General features: G+C 36.1%; 11 protein-coding genes. 7 read left to right on the top strand and 4 right to left on the bottom strand.

Annotated elements, in window-relative coordinates:
* Nucleotides 1-475: 475 nt before the first annotated feature.
* Nucleotides 476-1,606: an aromatic ring-hydroxylating dioxygenase subunit alpha gene (locus H6F32_RS07355; protein ID WP_190368682.1), complete on the bottom strand. Its 1,131-nt coding sequence runs from the start codon at nucleotides 1,604-1,606 to the stop codon at nucleotides 476-478.
* Nucleotides 1,607-2,513: 907 nt separating this feature from the next.
* Here H6F32_RS07355 and H6F32_RS07350 point away from each other — a divergent pair.
* The 3 genes from H6F32_RS07350 (at nucleotide 2,514) to eno (ending at nucleotide 7,673) form a co-directional block, all read left to right on the top strand.
* Complete coding sequence (locus H6F32_RS07350) at nucleotides 2,514-4,112, top strand: pitrilysin family protein (protein ID WP_190368681.1); 1,599 nt, start codon at nucleotides 2,514-2,516, stop codon at nucleotides 4,110-4,112.
* Nucleotides 4,113-4,569: 457 nt separating this feature from the next.
* On the top strand, nucleotides 4,570-6,057 hold the full coding sequence (locus tag H6F32_RS07345; RefSeq protein WP_395939584.1) for a M16 family metallopeptidase: 1,488 nt from the start codon (nucleotides 4,570-4,572) through the stop codon (nucleotides 6,055-6,057).
* Between the two features lie 326 nt (nucleotides 6,058-6,383).
* On the top strand, nucleotides 6,384-7,673 hold the full coding sequence (gene eno, locus H6F32_RS07340) for a phosphopyruvate hydratase (protein WP_190368679.1): 1,290 nt from the start codon (nucleotides 6,384-6,386) through the stop codon (nucleotides 7,671-7,673).
* Between the two features lie 198 nt (nucleotides 7,674-7,871).
* Here the strand turns inward: eno and argC are convergent, their stop codons facing one another.
* Nucleotides 7,872-8,930 (bottom strand): N-acetyl-gamma-glutamyl-phosphate reductase, encoded by a 1,059-nt coding sequence (gene argC / locus H6F32_RS07335; protein ID WP_190368678.1) that lies wholly within the window; start codon nucleotides 8,928-8,930, stop codon nucleotides 7,872-7,874.
* Between the two features lie 193 nt (nucleotides 8,931-9,123).
* Between argC and H6F32_RS07330 the strand changes: the two genes are divergently transcribed.
* Together H6F32_RS07330 and H6F32_RS07325 are read left to right on the top strand one after the other, a co-directional pair.
* Nucleotides 9,124-10,170, top strand: coding sequence for a zinc-dependent dehydrogenase (locus H6F32_RS07330; RefSeq protein WP_190368677.1), 1,047 nt, complete (start codon nucleotides 9,124-9,126; stop codon nucleotides 10,168-10,170).
* 181 nt (nucleotides 10,171-10,351) lie between these two features.
* The gene (locus H6F32_RS07325; RefSeq protein WP_190368676.1) at nucleotides 10,352-10,552 is read left to right on the top strand and encodes a hypothetical protein; all 201 of its coding nucleotides are present in this window, start codon (nucleotides 10,352-10,354) and stop codon (nucleotides 10,550-10,552) included.
* A gap of 119 nt (nucleotides 10,553-10,671) precedes the next feature.
* On the opposite strand, the gene glnA is transcribed toward H6F32_RS07325, so the two are convergent.
* Complete coding sequence (gene glnA / locus H6F32_RS07320; protein WP_190368675.1) at nucleotides 10,672-12,090, bottom strand: type I glutamate--ammonia ligase; 1,419 nt, start codon at nucleotides 12,088-12,090, stop codon at nucleotides 10,672-10,674.
* A gap of 367 nt (nucleotides 12,091-12,457) precedes the next feature.
* On the opposite strand from glnA, the gene apcB reads away from it, so the two are divergent.
* Together apcB and panB are read left to right on the top strand one after the other, a co-directional pair.
* Complete coding sequence (apcB, locus tag H6F32_RS07315) at nucleotides 12,458-12,967, top strand: allophycocyanin subunit beta (RefSeq protein ID WP_190368674.1); 510 nt, start codon at nucleotides 12,458-12,460, stop codon at nucleotides 12,965-12,967.
* Nucleotides 12,968-13,449: 482 nt separating this feature from the next.
* Complete coding sequence (gene panB, locus H6F32_RS07310) at nucleotides 13,450-14,226, top strand: 3-methyl-2-oxobutanoate hydroxymethyltransferase (protein WP_190368673.1); 777 nt, start codon at nucleotides 13,450-13,452, stop codon at nucleotides 14,224-14,226.
* A gap of 202 nt (nucleotides 14,227-14,428) precedes the next feature.
* Here panB and H6F32_RS20890 read toward each other — a convergent pair whose 3' ends face one another.
* Entirely contained in the window at nucleotides 14,429-15,643 is a 1,215-nt protein-coding gene (locus tag H6F32_RS20890) for a septal ring lytic transglycosylase RlpA family protein (RefSeq protein ID WP_190368672.1), read from the bottom strand.
* Between the last annotated feature and the right edge of the window lie 495 nt (nucleotides 15,644-16,138).

Here is a 16,138-nt window from a genome sequence, read left to right as displayed (position 1 = left end):
TGTACCTACAGGGCTTTAGTGATTATGCACATTTAATTACCATAAGGTGTATCTTAAATAAGACTATGGGATCGCTCTTCTTTACTCTTACATCTCCAACAGCGATACTTTCTGTAGTCTTAGTTAACGTATTTACCCCTGAGGAAGCGTAACTTAACTTTTTATACCTATTGTTGCCAGTAGTTTTAACCCATAGAACGCATGAAAGCATATAAATTTATACAAATCAAACTGTTTTATCAGAAAATAGCAATTAAATAGAAATTTAGTATGTATTTATACGATTTTTAAAATCACTAGTAGTTATACTCGTATTTAGGTTCTACCTGGGAATTGATGAAGTGGCAAAAGTCCACTTCATTTTTATGGAAATTGATTCAGAGTAGGTGAAGATTTAGATTTTTGAATAGACATCTCCAATAATTAATTAAAATTATATGTATAGTAGATTAGGTTTCTAGTCAGATTTGTGAATCTAATCATTAACTAATTCATCTCGCCATTTTCCGCGTTTTTCCCGTTGTTCAAGATGTTCTTCTGTTCTTTGAGGCGATCGCTTTAATAACCAACTTTCCCAGAGAATAGGTTTTTGTTGTTCTAAATGATTAATAAATTGCATAATTGATAAATCAGCTTTCAGAGGTGTTTTTAGGTTAAATTGGATATGGGAGAAAAATTGATCATTATTTTTGATTAAGCGATCGCTCATATTTTTTCCTAACAATAATAATATTTTATTGATCATCATTCCTATAATACCCTGGCGTTTTTTCACCATCACTAAACTTTGTCCTTGAGTATTTCCTCCAGCTAACATTCTTGTTGCAAAAATAATATGTAGCTGAAAAGAATTAACCACAAAAGAAACTATAGCAGTTGTTCCATACCAATAACAAACACTATAATTTAAAGAACCTTTGAAAAACTTCCGGCAGAATTTCCACCACAAAGACTTATGATGAACATTAACAAGATCGCTGATATTACTCATATTACTAACATTACTGAAAACAATAGCATTCTCATTAAGTTCTTGTTTCGCCAAAACTAAACTTAATGGTAAATTATAAACACTATGAAAATGCTGAATATCAATAGCATTAATTAATAATACATGAGGATGAGAATTAATATTAAATTGCGAACCAAGAGAATAATGAAAATCTTGATTTTCCCACTCTAAAATAAACGGTAAAGGTTGTTGAGGAGTTTCTCCAGTCCATACCCAAATCATCCCGTATGCTTCCGCAGTTGGCCAAGTTTTAGCTTTAATAGCCATAGGTTCATCTAACGCTGGAACATGAACACAAACCCCCTCATTATCAAATTTCCAACCATGTAAAACACAATTTATTTCATTACCTATGACCTTACCCTTAGCCAAATTAGCACCAAGATGGGGACAATAAGCATCCATCACCACTGCTCGTTTATCTTGACCACGATACACAATTAATTCTTTACCATAAATCGTCACAGATTTAACTTCACCAACCTGTAATAATTTTGCAGGTAATACCCAATACCAGCCTTCAATAAACCAGTCTCTATTATTGAAAATCTTGGGTTTACGAACGGGGTTAAAATTATCTATATTTGCGCTCATTTTTCAGGTTTCGCTAACGGTAAAGCGGTTAATATATACCTATCATACATAGCAGAGGAAAACCGTTATTTGTTACACTTTATTAACAGTTAGTAGCGGGGTGTTTTCAAAGTCGGGGGTAAAGAAGAAAAGAAAGGGTAAGGTGGGATCTAAGCTGATGTGCAACTAACAACTAAACTGTATAAAACCTAAAATTACTGTAGTAAAAGCATCTTGCTTGCATCTATTTAGGAATTCCGCAAGTGTAACACTAAAAAATCCGTTGTAGGGTGCGTCAGATATCAACAATTTGGTTATTTACATGATTTATACTGTCTGACGTGGTTGGTGAGCTTGTCAAACCACACCCTACCAATGTGCAAGTTGCGTAAGTCCTGCTATTATCCAAATTAAAAGCACAATAGCTTAGTACCGCAGAGTAAAATCACTAATCTAAAAGTCGTAACAAAGACAGTATAGGCTTTTTAACGAGTAAAACTTGCTTGTGGAGAGAAAAAATCTCAACTACCACTATCTCAAAGAGTGTTTAAATGTGGTAAGCTGTTGTGCCTTTAACTTGAATAATTAATACAAGCAAGATGCTTGTGCTACTGTAAATTCAGGTTTTTTAATTATACAGTGAGTGCTGCACATTAGCTTAGATGCGGTTTTGAGTATGACAGAGATTTAAACGCGGCAACAGATTTAAAAAAAGTGGTCAGTGAGCTTGTCGAACTGCGGTTAAATTAACCGTGTTAGCCTGTGGACTAGATAGTGCCGACACTTCTAGGATAAAGCAGGAAGAAAAAGCGAACCTTTGTTAGCATTAGTTAGCTTTTTTATACCGGACTTTAAATGAAAAACCTTTATTTCTAAAAAAGTGTAAACTGATTGAAAGTAATCAGTAGTTTTCTTGCCAATTTTGCTTATGAATTTGAGAATCTCGGTATTAAAATTTTCCAGTTACATTTTTTCTGGCTACATCCGCCGGACATTTGTAACCATCTTAGCATTAACAATCTTTATTTTTGGATGCCATCCAGAAATTAGTTTAGCATTACAAAAAAACCAGCAAACAGATCAAAACTCTATTCAACCATACTTAGATAGAGTAATTAATCAACTAACAGAATTTAAACTAGATAACGGCTTAAAATTCATCGTGTTAGAAAGACATCAAGCCCCAGTAGTTTCCTTTATTACTTATGCAGATGTGGGTGGAATTGATGAACCCGATGGAAAAACAGGAGTAGCGCATTTTTTAGAACATTTAGCATTTAAAGGAACAAGACGTATTGGTACAACCAACTATCAACAAGAAAAACCATTACTAGAAAAATTGGAGAAATTAGATCAGCAAATTAGAGACATTAAAAACAGTGGTAATAATGATAGAAAAAGTGAATTAGCTGCACTGGAAACCGAATTTAAAAACCTAGAATATCAAGCCCAAAAACTAGTAAAACAAAATGAAATCGGACAAATAGTAGAACAAGCTGGAGGAACGGGTTTAAATGCTACCACATCATCAGAAGCAACTAATTACTTTTACAGTTTTCCCTCCAATAAATTAGAATTGTGGATGTCTTTAGAGTCAGAAAGATTCTTAGAACCTGTATTTAGAGAATTTTACAAAGAAAGGGATGTAATTTTAGAAGAAAGACGGTTAAGAGTAGATAACTCTCCCATTGGAACAATGATTGAAAAGTTCACAGATACTGCTTTTACAGTACATCCTTACAGAAGGCCAGTAATTGGTTATGATCAAGATATTAGAAACCTTTCACCAACGGATGTAGCCAAATTCTTCAAAGCATATTATACACCCAGTAATTTAACAATTGCCATTGTGGGAGATGTGAATCCCACAGAAGTAAAAAGACTAGCACAAATTTATTTTGGACGTTATCCAGCACAACCAAAACCACAACAAAAATTACCTGTTGAACCACCACAAACAGCACTGAGAGAATTTACCTTAGAATTAGTAAGTCAACCTTGGTATTTAGAAGGTTATCATCGGCCAGCAATTAACCATCCTGATAATGTGATTTATAACATTATTGGTAGTTTATTAAGTGATGGTAGAACATCGAGATTATATAAATCTTTGGTGGAAAAACAACAAGTAGCATTAGCAGCAGAAGGTTATAGTGGTTTTCCTGGAGATAAGAACCCCAATTTAATGCTTTTCTATGTGCTTTCTGCACCTAATAAAACTTTGGATGATGTAGCTAAAGCGTTAAATGTGGAACTGGAAAAAATCAAAAACGAACCTGTATCTTTACAGGAATTAGAAAGAGTGAAAACCCAAGCTAAGGTAGCAGTATTAAAAGCACTTGATTCTAATATGGGTATGGCGGAACAATTGGTAGAATATGAGGTTAAAACAGGTTCTTGGCGCAATTTATTTAAGGAATTAGAACAAATTGCGGCGGTAACTCCCCAAGATGTTCAAAGAGTCGCCCAAGCAACTTTTAGACCAGAAAATCGCACGGTTGGGAAGTTATTATCTAAGAAAGGATAATTGATCATGAACCACAAGATCCCGGACTTCTTTGAGAAGTCCGGGATCTGAAGCTAAAATCAAAGAACTAGAAAATATATGGAAAGTAGAAATAAAAAAGTTTACAATTACACTGTGCTTTCACGAAGTTATGCGGTTTTCAAGGTTCGGACGAGGTGTGTAGATGGCGTGATACTAAAATGAATGGATATTATATCATCTAACTTTAACTTGTCAATAGAAACCTGATTATTTTGTTTAAATTCAGTAATCTCCAGAAAATCAAGTCATAATTATCCCTAGTGCTTAACGAACCTGTTACTCCCCTTCCCTTATAGGTTAGGTTTAATAAAGTCAATAAATAAAATTCAGATCCCGGACTTCTTTAAGAAGTCCGGGATCTTGTTGCTAGGATCTTGATGCTAAAAACGCTATAATAAAATCTTTGTTTATATTGAAAACCTAAAATATGCACACAATGAAATTAAAACCTCAAAAATTTCAATTTTCCCAAGTTCAACAATTAGCCATAATTTTGTTAATTGTGGTATCTTGCTTACTGGTAAACTTCAAGATTTCCCTAGCAGCAACCTCCGCTAAACATTACACAGAACTAAAATTTTCTCCCTTACCAGAAATTAAAATCCCCAAATATGAAAGATATACTTTAAAAAATGGTTTAGTTGTCTATTTAATGGAAGATCACGACTTACCATTAATTAGCGGTACTGCTATGATCAAAACTGGTAGTAGATGGGAAGATAGTAATAAAGTCGGTTTAGCTTCTTTAGTAGGAGAAACATTAAGAACTGGAGGTACTAAAAAACATTCTGCTGATGAATTAAACCAGATGTTAGAACAAAAAGCCGCTTCTGTAGAAACAGGTATTGGTGAAGCTGCGGGTAGTGCTAGTTTTGAAAGTTTAACAGAAGATGTGGATCTTGTATTTGATTTATTTGCAGAAATTGTTCAACAACCTATTTTTTCTCAAGAGAAATTAGACTTTGAAAAAAGTCAAATTAAAGGAAGTATTGCTCGTCGTAATGATAGTCCTAATGGTATCGCTAGTCGAGAATTTAGAAAGTTAATTTATGGTAACAATAGTCCATACTCGCGGACTGTGGAATATGCAACATTAGATCAAATTTCCCGTGATGATGTAATTAAATTCTATCAAGAATATTTCCAGCCTAAAAATATGATTTTAGGCATAGTGGGAGACTTTAATAGTGCTAAAATGCGATCGCTCATCGAATCTAAATTTGGCAATTGGCAACCCCAAACTACCGCTAAAACCAATTTACCACCTTTACCAACAGTTACTCAAGCTAATACCAACGGTGTATTTTTTGTCAACCAACCCCAACTTACCCAAAGTAGCGTATTTTTAGGACATTTAGGCGGTAAATTCGATAGTCCAGACTATCCAGCTTTAGATGTAATGAATGGAGTATTAAATGGTTTTGGTGGACGTTTATTCAATGAATTACGTTCTCGTCAAGGTTTAGCATACACCGTATATGGTTTATGGAGTCCACGATTAGACTATCCAGGAATGTTTATTGCAGGTGGACAAACCAGATCAGATGGTACTGTACAGTTTATAAAATCTCTAAAATCAGAAATCACCCGCATTCAAAATCAGAAGATATCTGAAAAAGAGTTAAATTATGCTAAAGAGTCCACTTTAAACTCCTTTGTATTCAATTTTCAAGATCCCAGTCAAACGTTATCCCGACTAATGCGGTATGAATATTATGGTTATCCATCTGACTTTCTTTTCCGCTACGAAAAAGCCATTAAAAATACTACAATTGCAGATGTTCAGAGGGTAGCCAAGAAGTATTTACAACCTAATAAGCTGGTTACTTTAGTTGTAGGTAATGAAACCGCTATTAAACCACCATTAACTCAACTGACATCTAGCATTACCCCTGTAGATATTACTATTCCCGGAGATAAGTGATCAGGGTGTGGGGTGCAGAGTCCGACTGGGAATGAATTCCCAGTCTCATAGCAAAAGTTATCTAAAGATGACTGAAATAAGCAGAACTTTTTTTAAGCTATTTAGTTTACTTTAGTAAACTTTAGCTATTAGCCCGGAAATTCATTTCTGGGCGGGTGCGGAAGCTAAACAAATAAACCCTCCTGACTCCCAACTTACAACTCCGTACTCCGCACCCTTCTGACTCCTGATAAATTACTGAAAATCTTCCTTAATCTTCAACAATAAACCCTTTTCACAGCATAAGCTAACAAATGGGTTAAATCATCAACACAGGACAACCAAAAATGACTAAATTTCTCGACACTGCCATAGAAGCTATTGTATCCCGCGAAATTCTTGATTCTCGTGGAAGACCTACTATCGAGGCAGAAGTACACCTTGCTAACGGCGCTATCGGTTTAGCACAAGTTCCTAGCGGTGCTTCCACAGGTTCTTTTGAAGCCCATGAACTGCGCGATGGTGATAAAAGCCGTTATGGCGGTAAAGGTGTCCTCAAGGCTGTAGCAAATGCTAATAATGTATTATCACCGAAATTATTAGGTTTAGATGTTCTTGACCAAGAATCATTAGATAAATTAATGATTTCTTTGGATGGTTCACCTAATAAAGCTAATTTAGGCGCGAATGCAATCTTAGGAATTTCTCTCGCTGCTGCTAAAGCTGGTGCTGAATCTTTAGGTATTCCTCTTTATCGTTATTTAGGTGGTCCCTTAGCTAACCTATTGCCTGTACCATTAATGAATGTTATTAACGGTGGAGCGCACGCAGCTAATAATGTGGACTTTCAAGAATTTATGATTGTTCCTATCGGCGCACCTTCTTTTAAAGAAGCGTTACGTTGGGGTGCGGAAGTTTTCGCTACATTGAGTAAAGTTCTAGATGATAAGGGTTTACTCACAGGTGTGGGTGATGAAGGCGGTTTTGCTCCCAATTTAGAATCTAACCAACAGGCTTTAGAATTGTTAGTGGATGCGATTAAACAAGCTGGATATAAACCAGGTGCACAAGTAGCTTTGGCTTTAGATGTGGCTGCTAGTGAATTTTACAAAGATGGCCAATATATCTATGATGGTAAACCCCATACTCCAGTACAATTCATTGACTATTTAGCTCAATTGGTTGATCAATATCCTATTGTATCTATTGAAGATGGTTTACATGAGGAAGATTGGACAAATTGGCAGTTATTAACTCAAAAAATAGGATCTAAAGTTCAATTGGTTGGTGATGATTTATTTGTTACCAATGCAACTCGCTTACAAAAAGGTATTGAGTTAAAAGCGGGTAACTCTATTTTGATCAAATTAAACCAAATTGGTTCTTTAACTGAAACCCTAGAAACCATTGACTTAGCTACTCGTAACGGTTTCCGTTCAGTTATTAGTCATCGTTCTGGAGAAACTGAAGATACCACCATTGCAGATTTAGCCGTTGCAACTCGCGCAGGTCAAATTAAAACAGGTTCTTTATGTCGTAGTGAACGAGTGGCAAAATACAATCGTTTACTAAGAATTGAGGATGAGTTAGGCGATCGCGCCATTTATGCTGGTAAAGTTGGTTTAGGACCAAAATAAGAGGGTGCGAAGTGCGGAGTGCGGAGTGAGAATTTTCTCGCTGCTTCCTGCTCCCTGCTCCGTATCTTCACTGTCATCTGTCACCTATTCTTAACTAGCAACTTGGGTTATTACCTAATTTTTAAGATTTTATTAAATGAAAATGTTGGGTTGTGTTCCATTGCTCCGCAACGCTGACGCGAACAACCCAACCTACTGCTAGGGATAAAATCCCACTTTAGGTAATCCTAACGTTTCATCCCAACCCATCATAATATTTAAACATTGTATAGCTTGTCCAGCTTGTCCTTTAATGAGGTTATCTATTGCGGACATAACTATCACTCTTCTAGTACGAGGATCAACTTCTATCCCTATATAACAGTTGTTGCTACCACAAGCCCACTTTGTTTGGGGATAAACTCCACTTTCACAAACCTTTATCCAAGGTGAGTTACGATAAAAAGCCTTATATATGGTAATTAAATCATCTCGTACTAAACCAGGATCTCTCATAGTAGCGTAAACAGTAGATAAAATACCTCTCACCATCGGAATTAAATGTGGTGTGAATTGTACAGTTACTTCGTGTCCTGCTAATTCACTACAAATTTGTTCTATTTCCGGTGTGTGACGATGACGCGCAACATTATAAGCTGCTAAGGAATTATCGGCTTCTGCTAATAATAAATTTACTTTAGCTTGTCTACCTCCCCCAGAAGTGCCTGATTTAGCGTCAATAATGGCCGTTTCTGGTACAATTAAACCTTGTTTAAGTAAAGGAGATAAAGCTAATAAACTGGCCGTAGGATAACAACCAGGACAACCAATAAGATGAGATTCAGCTATGCGATCGCGGTATAATTCTGGTAGACCGTAAACTGCTTGTTCTGCTATGTCTGTATCAGTTCTGGATGTACCATACCAACTAGTATAAGTTGCTAAATTAGTAAAACGATAGTCTGCGCTTAAATCTAAAACTTTACAACCTTTAGCGATTAATTTAGGTGCTATATCACAAGCTAAACCATTAGGTAAAGATAAAAATACTGCTTCACAGCGACTAGCAATAACATCTGTATCTACAGCTTCTATAGGTAAATCAACTATATCAGTTAAATGAGGATAGAGATCATGAAAAGACTTACCGGCGCTACTTTCACCCCCTAAATAAACAACTTCTACTTTTGGATGATCCATTAAAAGACGTATTAATTGTACACCGCCATAACCCGACGCGCCCACAATTCCCACTGCTAAAGGTTTGACATTACCCATAATTTTAAATCCTTATTAATTTTCGGTATTCATTTTCCGTTATCATTATCAACTATGAATAGAGAAAATTGAAAAATTACTAGGGGTAATTCATGAATTACCCCTACATTACTAATATTAATGATCTTAAAAATCAACGATCTGAGAATATATTAATATTGTTGTAATTAAAATAAAATTAGGTAAAAATCAGATGAAAGCACAGGTATTTAGAGGTGTAAATCAATTATCCTACGAAGAGCTTCCTATTCCTACTCTAGAAGCTGATGAAGTTCTCGTACAAGTGCGCGTAGTTGGGTTATGTCAATCTGATATTAAAAAAATTCGCTATCCTTTATATGAACCTCCCCGTATTTTTGGCCATGAAACTGCGGGAACTATCGCCGCAGTGGGTTCTAATGTGCGAAAATGGCAAGTAGGACAAAGAGTGGCTGTAATGCACCATATCCCATGTATGCGTTGTGCTTACTGTCTCAATGATAATTTTTCTATGTGTGATGTTTATAAAAATATTTCCACTACCGCAGGTTTTAACCCTAGTGGGGGAGGTTTTGCGGAATATGTGAAAGTACCCGGCCATATTGTGCAAAATGGCGGTTTAATCCCTATCCCTAATCATATCACTTTTGAAGAAGCTAGTTTTGTTGAACCAACTAATTGCTGTTTAAAAGCTGTCAAAAAAGCGAATATTGTTCCTGGACAGACGGTATTAGTTACCGGTGCAGGTCCAATTGGGTTAATGTTTATTATGCTGGTAAAATATTTTGGTGCAAAAGCGATCGCTACAGATTTAATTCCCTCGCGTATTGAAAAAGCATTAAATGTAGGAGCAGAGGCGGCCTTTGATGCTCGTGATACCGAATTAACCACAAAAATTCACGCATTAACTGATGGCATGGGTGTTGATGTGACGTTATTAGCAGTACCCAGCGATAAAGCCTTTTTCCAAGCCTTAGATTGTACTCGCAAAGGTGGTAAAATTCTGTTTTTCGCGGAATTTCCTGATGAAGTGGAAATACCCATCAATCCTAATATACTCTACCGTCGAGAAATAGATTTAATGGGCAGTTATAGCTCATCCTATCGTTTACAAAGTCTAGCAGCCGATATTGTATTTAATCGTCGAATAGATGTTAATGCTTTAATTAGCGATCGCTATTCTCTTCAAGATTTATCACAAGCTGTAAATCAAGCGATCGCCCCTACCTCGGAAACTTATAAAATCTTAATATATCCCTAGATTAGATTAAATATAGATATAGATCCCCGACTTCTCAAAGAAGTCGGGGATCTGAATATTAATTTTTGTTAAGAAAACCCATTTTGTAGTTGACGCTACAGTTTTTTTTGTTATTGTATATGTGAAAAGCTGATTAACAATCAATTTTCCATCACCCAGCTAGTACCAAGAAGGTGAGATTATGAATATTCAAGAAAGAATTCGTACATCTATGGTAGTGCAACACCAAGACATAAAAAAGCGCGAGCAGTCAATGTTGATGCGTACAGGTCAAGAATTTGGACTCCACAAAGAAATAGCCCAGTATTGGAGTCCCATACAAGGCAAAATAAATCCCAGCATTCAAAGTATTTACGAGTCTAGTCATGTAGCAATGAGCTAAATAGAGGAGTCAGGAGTCAGGAGTCAGGAGTCAGGAGAAAGAATTGATAATTAATGATTTTACCAATCACCTGTCACCTGTCACCTGTCACCTGTAACCCATAACCTGTCACCTAACTATTAACAGTCGTAATACAGGAAGAACTCATAAGGATGTGGACGTAATTGCATTTGCTTAACTTCGTTGGCAATTTTGTAGTCAATCCAATTTCTAATGAAATCTTCAGTAAATACGCCTGTTTCGGTTAAGAACGCATGATCATTTTCTAGTGCTTCTAAAGCTAATTCTAAAGAACCAGGAGTAGAAGGAATTTTAGATAATTCTTCCGGAGACAATTCATAGATATTCTTATCTAAGGGTTCACCAGGATGGATCTTATTCTTGATGCCATCAATACCAGCGCATAACATAGCCGCAAATGCTAAATATGGGTTAGAAGTAGCATCTGGACAGCGGAACTCTAAACGTTTAGCTTTAGGATTATCGCCAGTAAGCGGAATACGTACGGAAGCAGAGCGGTTTCCTTGAGAATAAGCCAAGTTTACGGGAGCTTCATAACCAGGGACAAGGCGTTTGTAAGAATTAGTTGTAGGATTTGTAATACCTAGCAAAGCAGGAGCGTGTTTGAGAATACCACCAATGTAATATAAGCCCATTTCGCTCATGCCAGCATACTTATCACCAGCAAATAAAGGTTGTCCCTTATTCCAAATGGACTGGTGACAGTGCATACCAGAACCATTATCTCCGAAAATGGGTTTAGGCATGAAGGTGACGGTTTTGCCGTATTTTCTCGCTACGTTTTTGATGACATACTTGTAAGTCATTAACCAGTCAGCAGCTTCAATTAGCTTACCAAAGCGGAAACCTAACTCGCACTGGCCACCAGTAGCAACTTCATGGTGTTGTTTTTCAATAGGTACACCACAAGCGGCCATGGTTAACAACATTTCTGTGCGAATATCTTGGAAAGTATCAGTAGGAGGAACAGGGAAATAACCTTCCTTAAAGCGAGTTTTGTAACCTAAGTTACCTTTTTCTTCCTTTCTACCAGTATTCCAACGTCCTTCCACAGAATCTAAGTGATAATAGCCTTCATTGGCGGTTTGATCATAACGCACATCATCAAAGATGAAAAATTCTGCCTCTGGACCAAAGTAAGCTGTATCCCCTAAACCTGTAGAAGCGAGATAGTCTATAGCTTTTTGGGCAATTACACGAGGACAACGATTATACCATTCACCTGTGCGTGGTTCTTTAATGCTACAAATAATACTTAGAGTAGGTTCTTTCATGAAAGGATCGATCCAAGCAGTGTTAGGATCGAGAACCATAGTCATATCAGACTCTTCAATACCCTTCCAACCGCGAATACTAGAACCGTCAAAAGGTACACCACTAGTAAAAGAGCTTTCATCAATTTGATCATAGTACACTGTCAAATGTTGCCATGTACCGGGTGTATCAATGAACTTCAGATCGATCATCTGAATTTTTTCGTCTCTAATTCTTTTTAAGACATCTTGTGCGGTTGCCATGTTTACTCCTTACCTAGCCGAACTAAACTAACACAATTGGTTAAAGGATATTAACCGTTTAACTTTTTCACCAACTCTAAGCTGTGACACACCATCTGAAATATCCTAAATTCTTAACTTACCATAAGTTTGTAATGATTGTTACGAATTACCTGGATTACAGGTTATATTAACTTTTTTTTCAAACTGTATACAACAAGAAAGTTAATCTCACAGTTGTCAACTTTGGCATAAAATCCTTAAGTAGTGATTATGGATAGTGTTGTGCCGTACTCATTTTATGCAAATAGCACAAAAATTTACTGGTACATAACTATAACCAAATTAATATCAAACCATAAATTGCAACGATTGGGAGAAACAAAGAATGCGTGATGCAGTGACAACTTTAATTAAGAATTATGACATTGCTGGGAAATATTTTGACCGTAATGCCATTGATAGTCTTAAATCCTACTTTGAAAGTGGTACAGATAGAATCCAAGCAGCATCAGTTATTAATGCTAATGCAGCCGCTATTGTTAAACAGTCTGGTTCTCAACTGTTTGATGAACTACCAGAATTGATTCGTCCCGGTGGAAATGCTTATACTACCCGCCGCTATGCTGCTTGTTTACGGGATATGGACTATTATTTGCGTTATGCTACTTATGCCCTCGTTGCTGGTAACATGAATATCTTAGATGAGCGTGTACTTGATGGATTAAGAGAAACCTATAATTCTTTAGGTGTACCTATTGGTTCTACAGTGCGTGGTATCCAGATTATGAAGGATATTGCTAAAGAAAAAATTGCTACTGCTGGTATTAGCAATACTGCTTTTGTTGATGAACCTTTTGACTATATCACTCGTGAAATTAGCGAGAAAAATGTTTAATTGGTCTTAGCGTTTAAGCATCAAAGTTTATATTGTACATAAACACAATACGATTTTATGGAACCAATGTAAGTTATAATCGCACTTTGACTTAATTGACAAGGTGCGTTTACTTTTTTTTAATAAGATGTTGTGTATTGAATTTGGAAATGCGAGTTTGACGGCGAAAAAGGTACTCAAATCCTGTTGTTAACAGGATTTGAGTACCTCCAGAGGAAGAATAACTCAATGTGTAGTCAACTCTGCGAGCAGAGTATGGTACACTAATACCTGAAATTTGCCGCTAATGTCATGAATACAATACAGTCATTGTGATCCCATGTAGCGTTAGTAGTCGACTCCATAGCTACCATCACCATCGCTACTTTATCCCTAAAAGCACTAACAATTACGCTTAATGGACAAAGTTAATAGCGATCCCGTTTGTCTATAACTAGCAACTTGGCTTATTACCAATTACCAATTACCAATTACCAATAATTATGCCAGTTACTACCCAGCAGTTAATTCAGTGGAAACAACAAGGCCGTGCTATCGTGGCCTTGACTGCTTGGGATTTTGCGATCGCTCAACTTTTAGATTTGGCCGGTGTAGACTTTATCCTAGTAGGTGATTCTCTCTCAGTAATTTTAGGCTATGACACTACTTTACCTATCACCTTAGATGAAATGATCCACCATGCTAAGGCTGTCCGTCGTGGTGTGAAAAATGCTTTAATTGTGGTTGACCTACCTTTCCTCAGTTATCAAGAAAGTATTGGCCAAGCTATGCACTCTGCTGGCCGTGTTCTCAAGGAAACAGGAGCGCAAGCGGTAAAATTAGAAGGTGGTTATCCCGCTATGGTGAAAACTATTACTCGTTTGGTACAATCGGGTATTCCCGTTATGGGTCATGTAGGTTTAACTCCTCAGTCTATTCATCAGTTGGGTTTACGTCAACAAGGTAAATCTCAGGAGGATGGCGAACGTATTTTACAAGAAGCGATCGCTCTTGAACAAGCTGGTGTTTTTGCCTTAGTTTTAGAACATATTCCCGCAGAATTAGCTAAACATATTACTCAACAACTCCGTATCCCTACTATCGGTATTGGTGCAGGTTCTCATTGTGATGGTCAAGTATTAGTCACTTCTGACGTTTTGGGTCTTTCTCAACGTCAACCACCTTTTGCTAAAGTTTATACTAATTTACGAGAAACTATTACGGAAGCAGTGGCAAATTATGCTCTGGAAGTACGCGAAGGTAAGTTTCCCCATCGTTAGGGTAAACTATTAAGATAATTTGCGACTTGTGGCATTGCTGAACTCAGGTATGAAATTGAGAAATTCAAAATTTGAAGCTTTGCGTCTAACGCACTTTCGTGATTCTCTTCGCTGATACGCGAAATATACGGGAAATAAATATCATACCCTAATTCAGCAACACCCGACTTGTCACTACTTTACCCACTGAAAAATTTCACTCTTAAAATACATCATTAGCCATGTCTTCATCTTCTAATGTAAATGGCTTAAATGTGATTTTTTGTCCATCAGGTCTTAAAATAACCGCTTCATAGGATACAACGCCAGCATTCTTACTATTAATACATTTAGCTGCTTTATTTGATAAGTCTAAAGTTCTTGTTGATATATAAGGACCCCGATCATTAACCCGTACAATTACTGATTTGCCACTGTTTAAATTAGTAACTTTTAAATAAGTGTTAAAGGGTAAACTGCGATGGGCTACAGTTAACTGATCTTGATCATATATCTCACCATTGGCGGTAATTTTTCCGTCAAACTTTGCTCCGTACCAAGATGCTAAACCTCGGAATTTTGTGGATGAAGGTGTTAATCCATACATTGCTATTTGTCCTTCCACGAGGCTTAATGGTTTAGTATTTAAAGCTACTCGAAGGTTATTAGTCCATTCAATAGCTAAAATATCTCCATTGCGATGAAGTTGATTTGATATTTGTGGTTCAATAGCAAATAATAATCTTGTACCGATTAAGATAGATGGAATATTATTGACTAATCCAGGTTTTATTTCTTCTGTGTATAAGTCGGGGATACCAACTAGTTTTTCTAATTTGTTTTTTAAGTATTTAGCTGTAATGTAATCTGGTATTGTAGCGACAAAGGTATTTTTTACCCAAATTTGATATGTATTTTTATCGTCTTTAACTATTAATACTGGCTGATAATTATAACTATCTGTCCTTTCTATAGGGTTATGAATGACGTTAAAGAAATTTTCCAGCGATCGCTGTATGTTAACAGGTGATACATCTAACTTGACTAACTTTGCTGTGCTGAAATTTACTAAACCCATCAAATGAGTATTTTGGTCATCAGCTTGTGACACTATATTTTGTGGTACATTCTTACATAATCTATTTTCTTGCATCCTCAGTTTTGGTGTTACCTTTGCTGAAGATAGACTGGCATTTTCTGGCGCTATTTGATTTTGATAGTTCAAGTTCCAGAAATTATCAAAGCTGATGGTATTTATCAACCTATGAGTAGTTGTTTGAGGAATGAATAAACCTTGCTTGTTAACCTTAACTAAATTTGTGAAATTAGATTTAAATTCTTTAGGAGATAATTTTACTGTTAAACTTTGTGAAGGTTTATTTTCCTGGCTCAAGAGATGATTATACCAGCATATTATCCATAATTCAGTGAATATCATAGTTGATTTATTCTCTTTGGTAGAAGCATTTTGAAGTTTAATTATCTAGGTTGTATTTTGGACTTTGTTTATATGTGGAATTACCGATAAATTTCCTAGATGAATAGGTTGATAGACACAGAAAAATTGAATTTTCTTGTTTGAGAATTATCATTAGAACTATGATAAATTTTCATGTAATTCTTGGTGATTATTATATCCTATACTAGACTAGTATTTTTGATGAATAAAACTTTTAAATATATTTTGGGGTATTCTCAGGATTTTTATTGCTTTTACTTATAATTGACTGCTGCCGATGATATACTTTGATGCGATGTTTGGCCATAGCTGGATGCAGTTTATATCTATATAGTTCCTAGATGATGACAAATTGTAGCCAATACAACAAAAGTTTATTTAAAAATACTGATAATAATTATGTTCACAATATGTCCACAATAGTTATCTAAGACTCCTATTTGATTTCTAAACACAGAGATCCCCGAATTCTTG

It is taken from the genome of Anabaena sp. FACHB-1237 (genome assembly GCF_014696225.1).
Taxonomy (GTDB): Bacteria; Cyanobacteriota; Cyanobacteriia; order Cyanobacteriales; family Nostocaceae; genus FACHB-1237.
The sequence above is the reverse complement of the archived record's forward strand: the minus strand, read 5'-3'. Positions and strand labels throughout refer to the sequence as shown.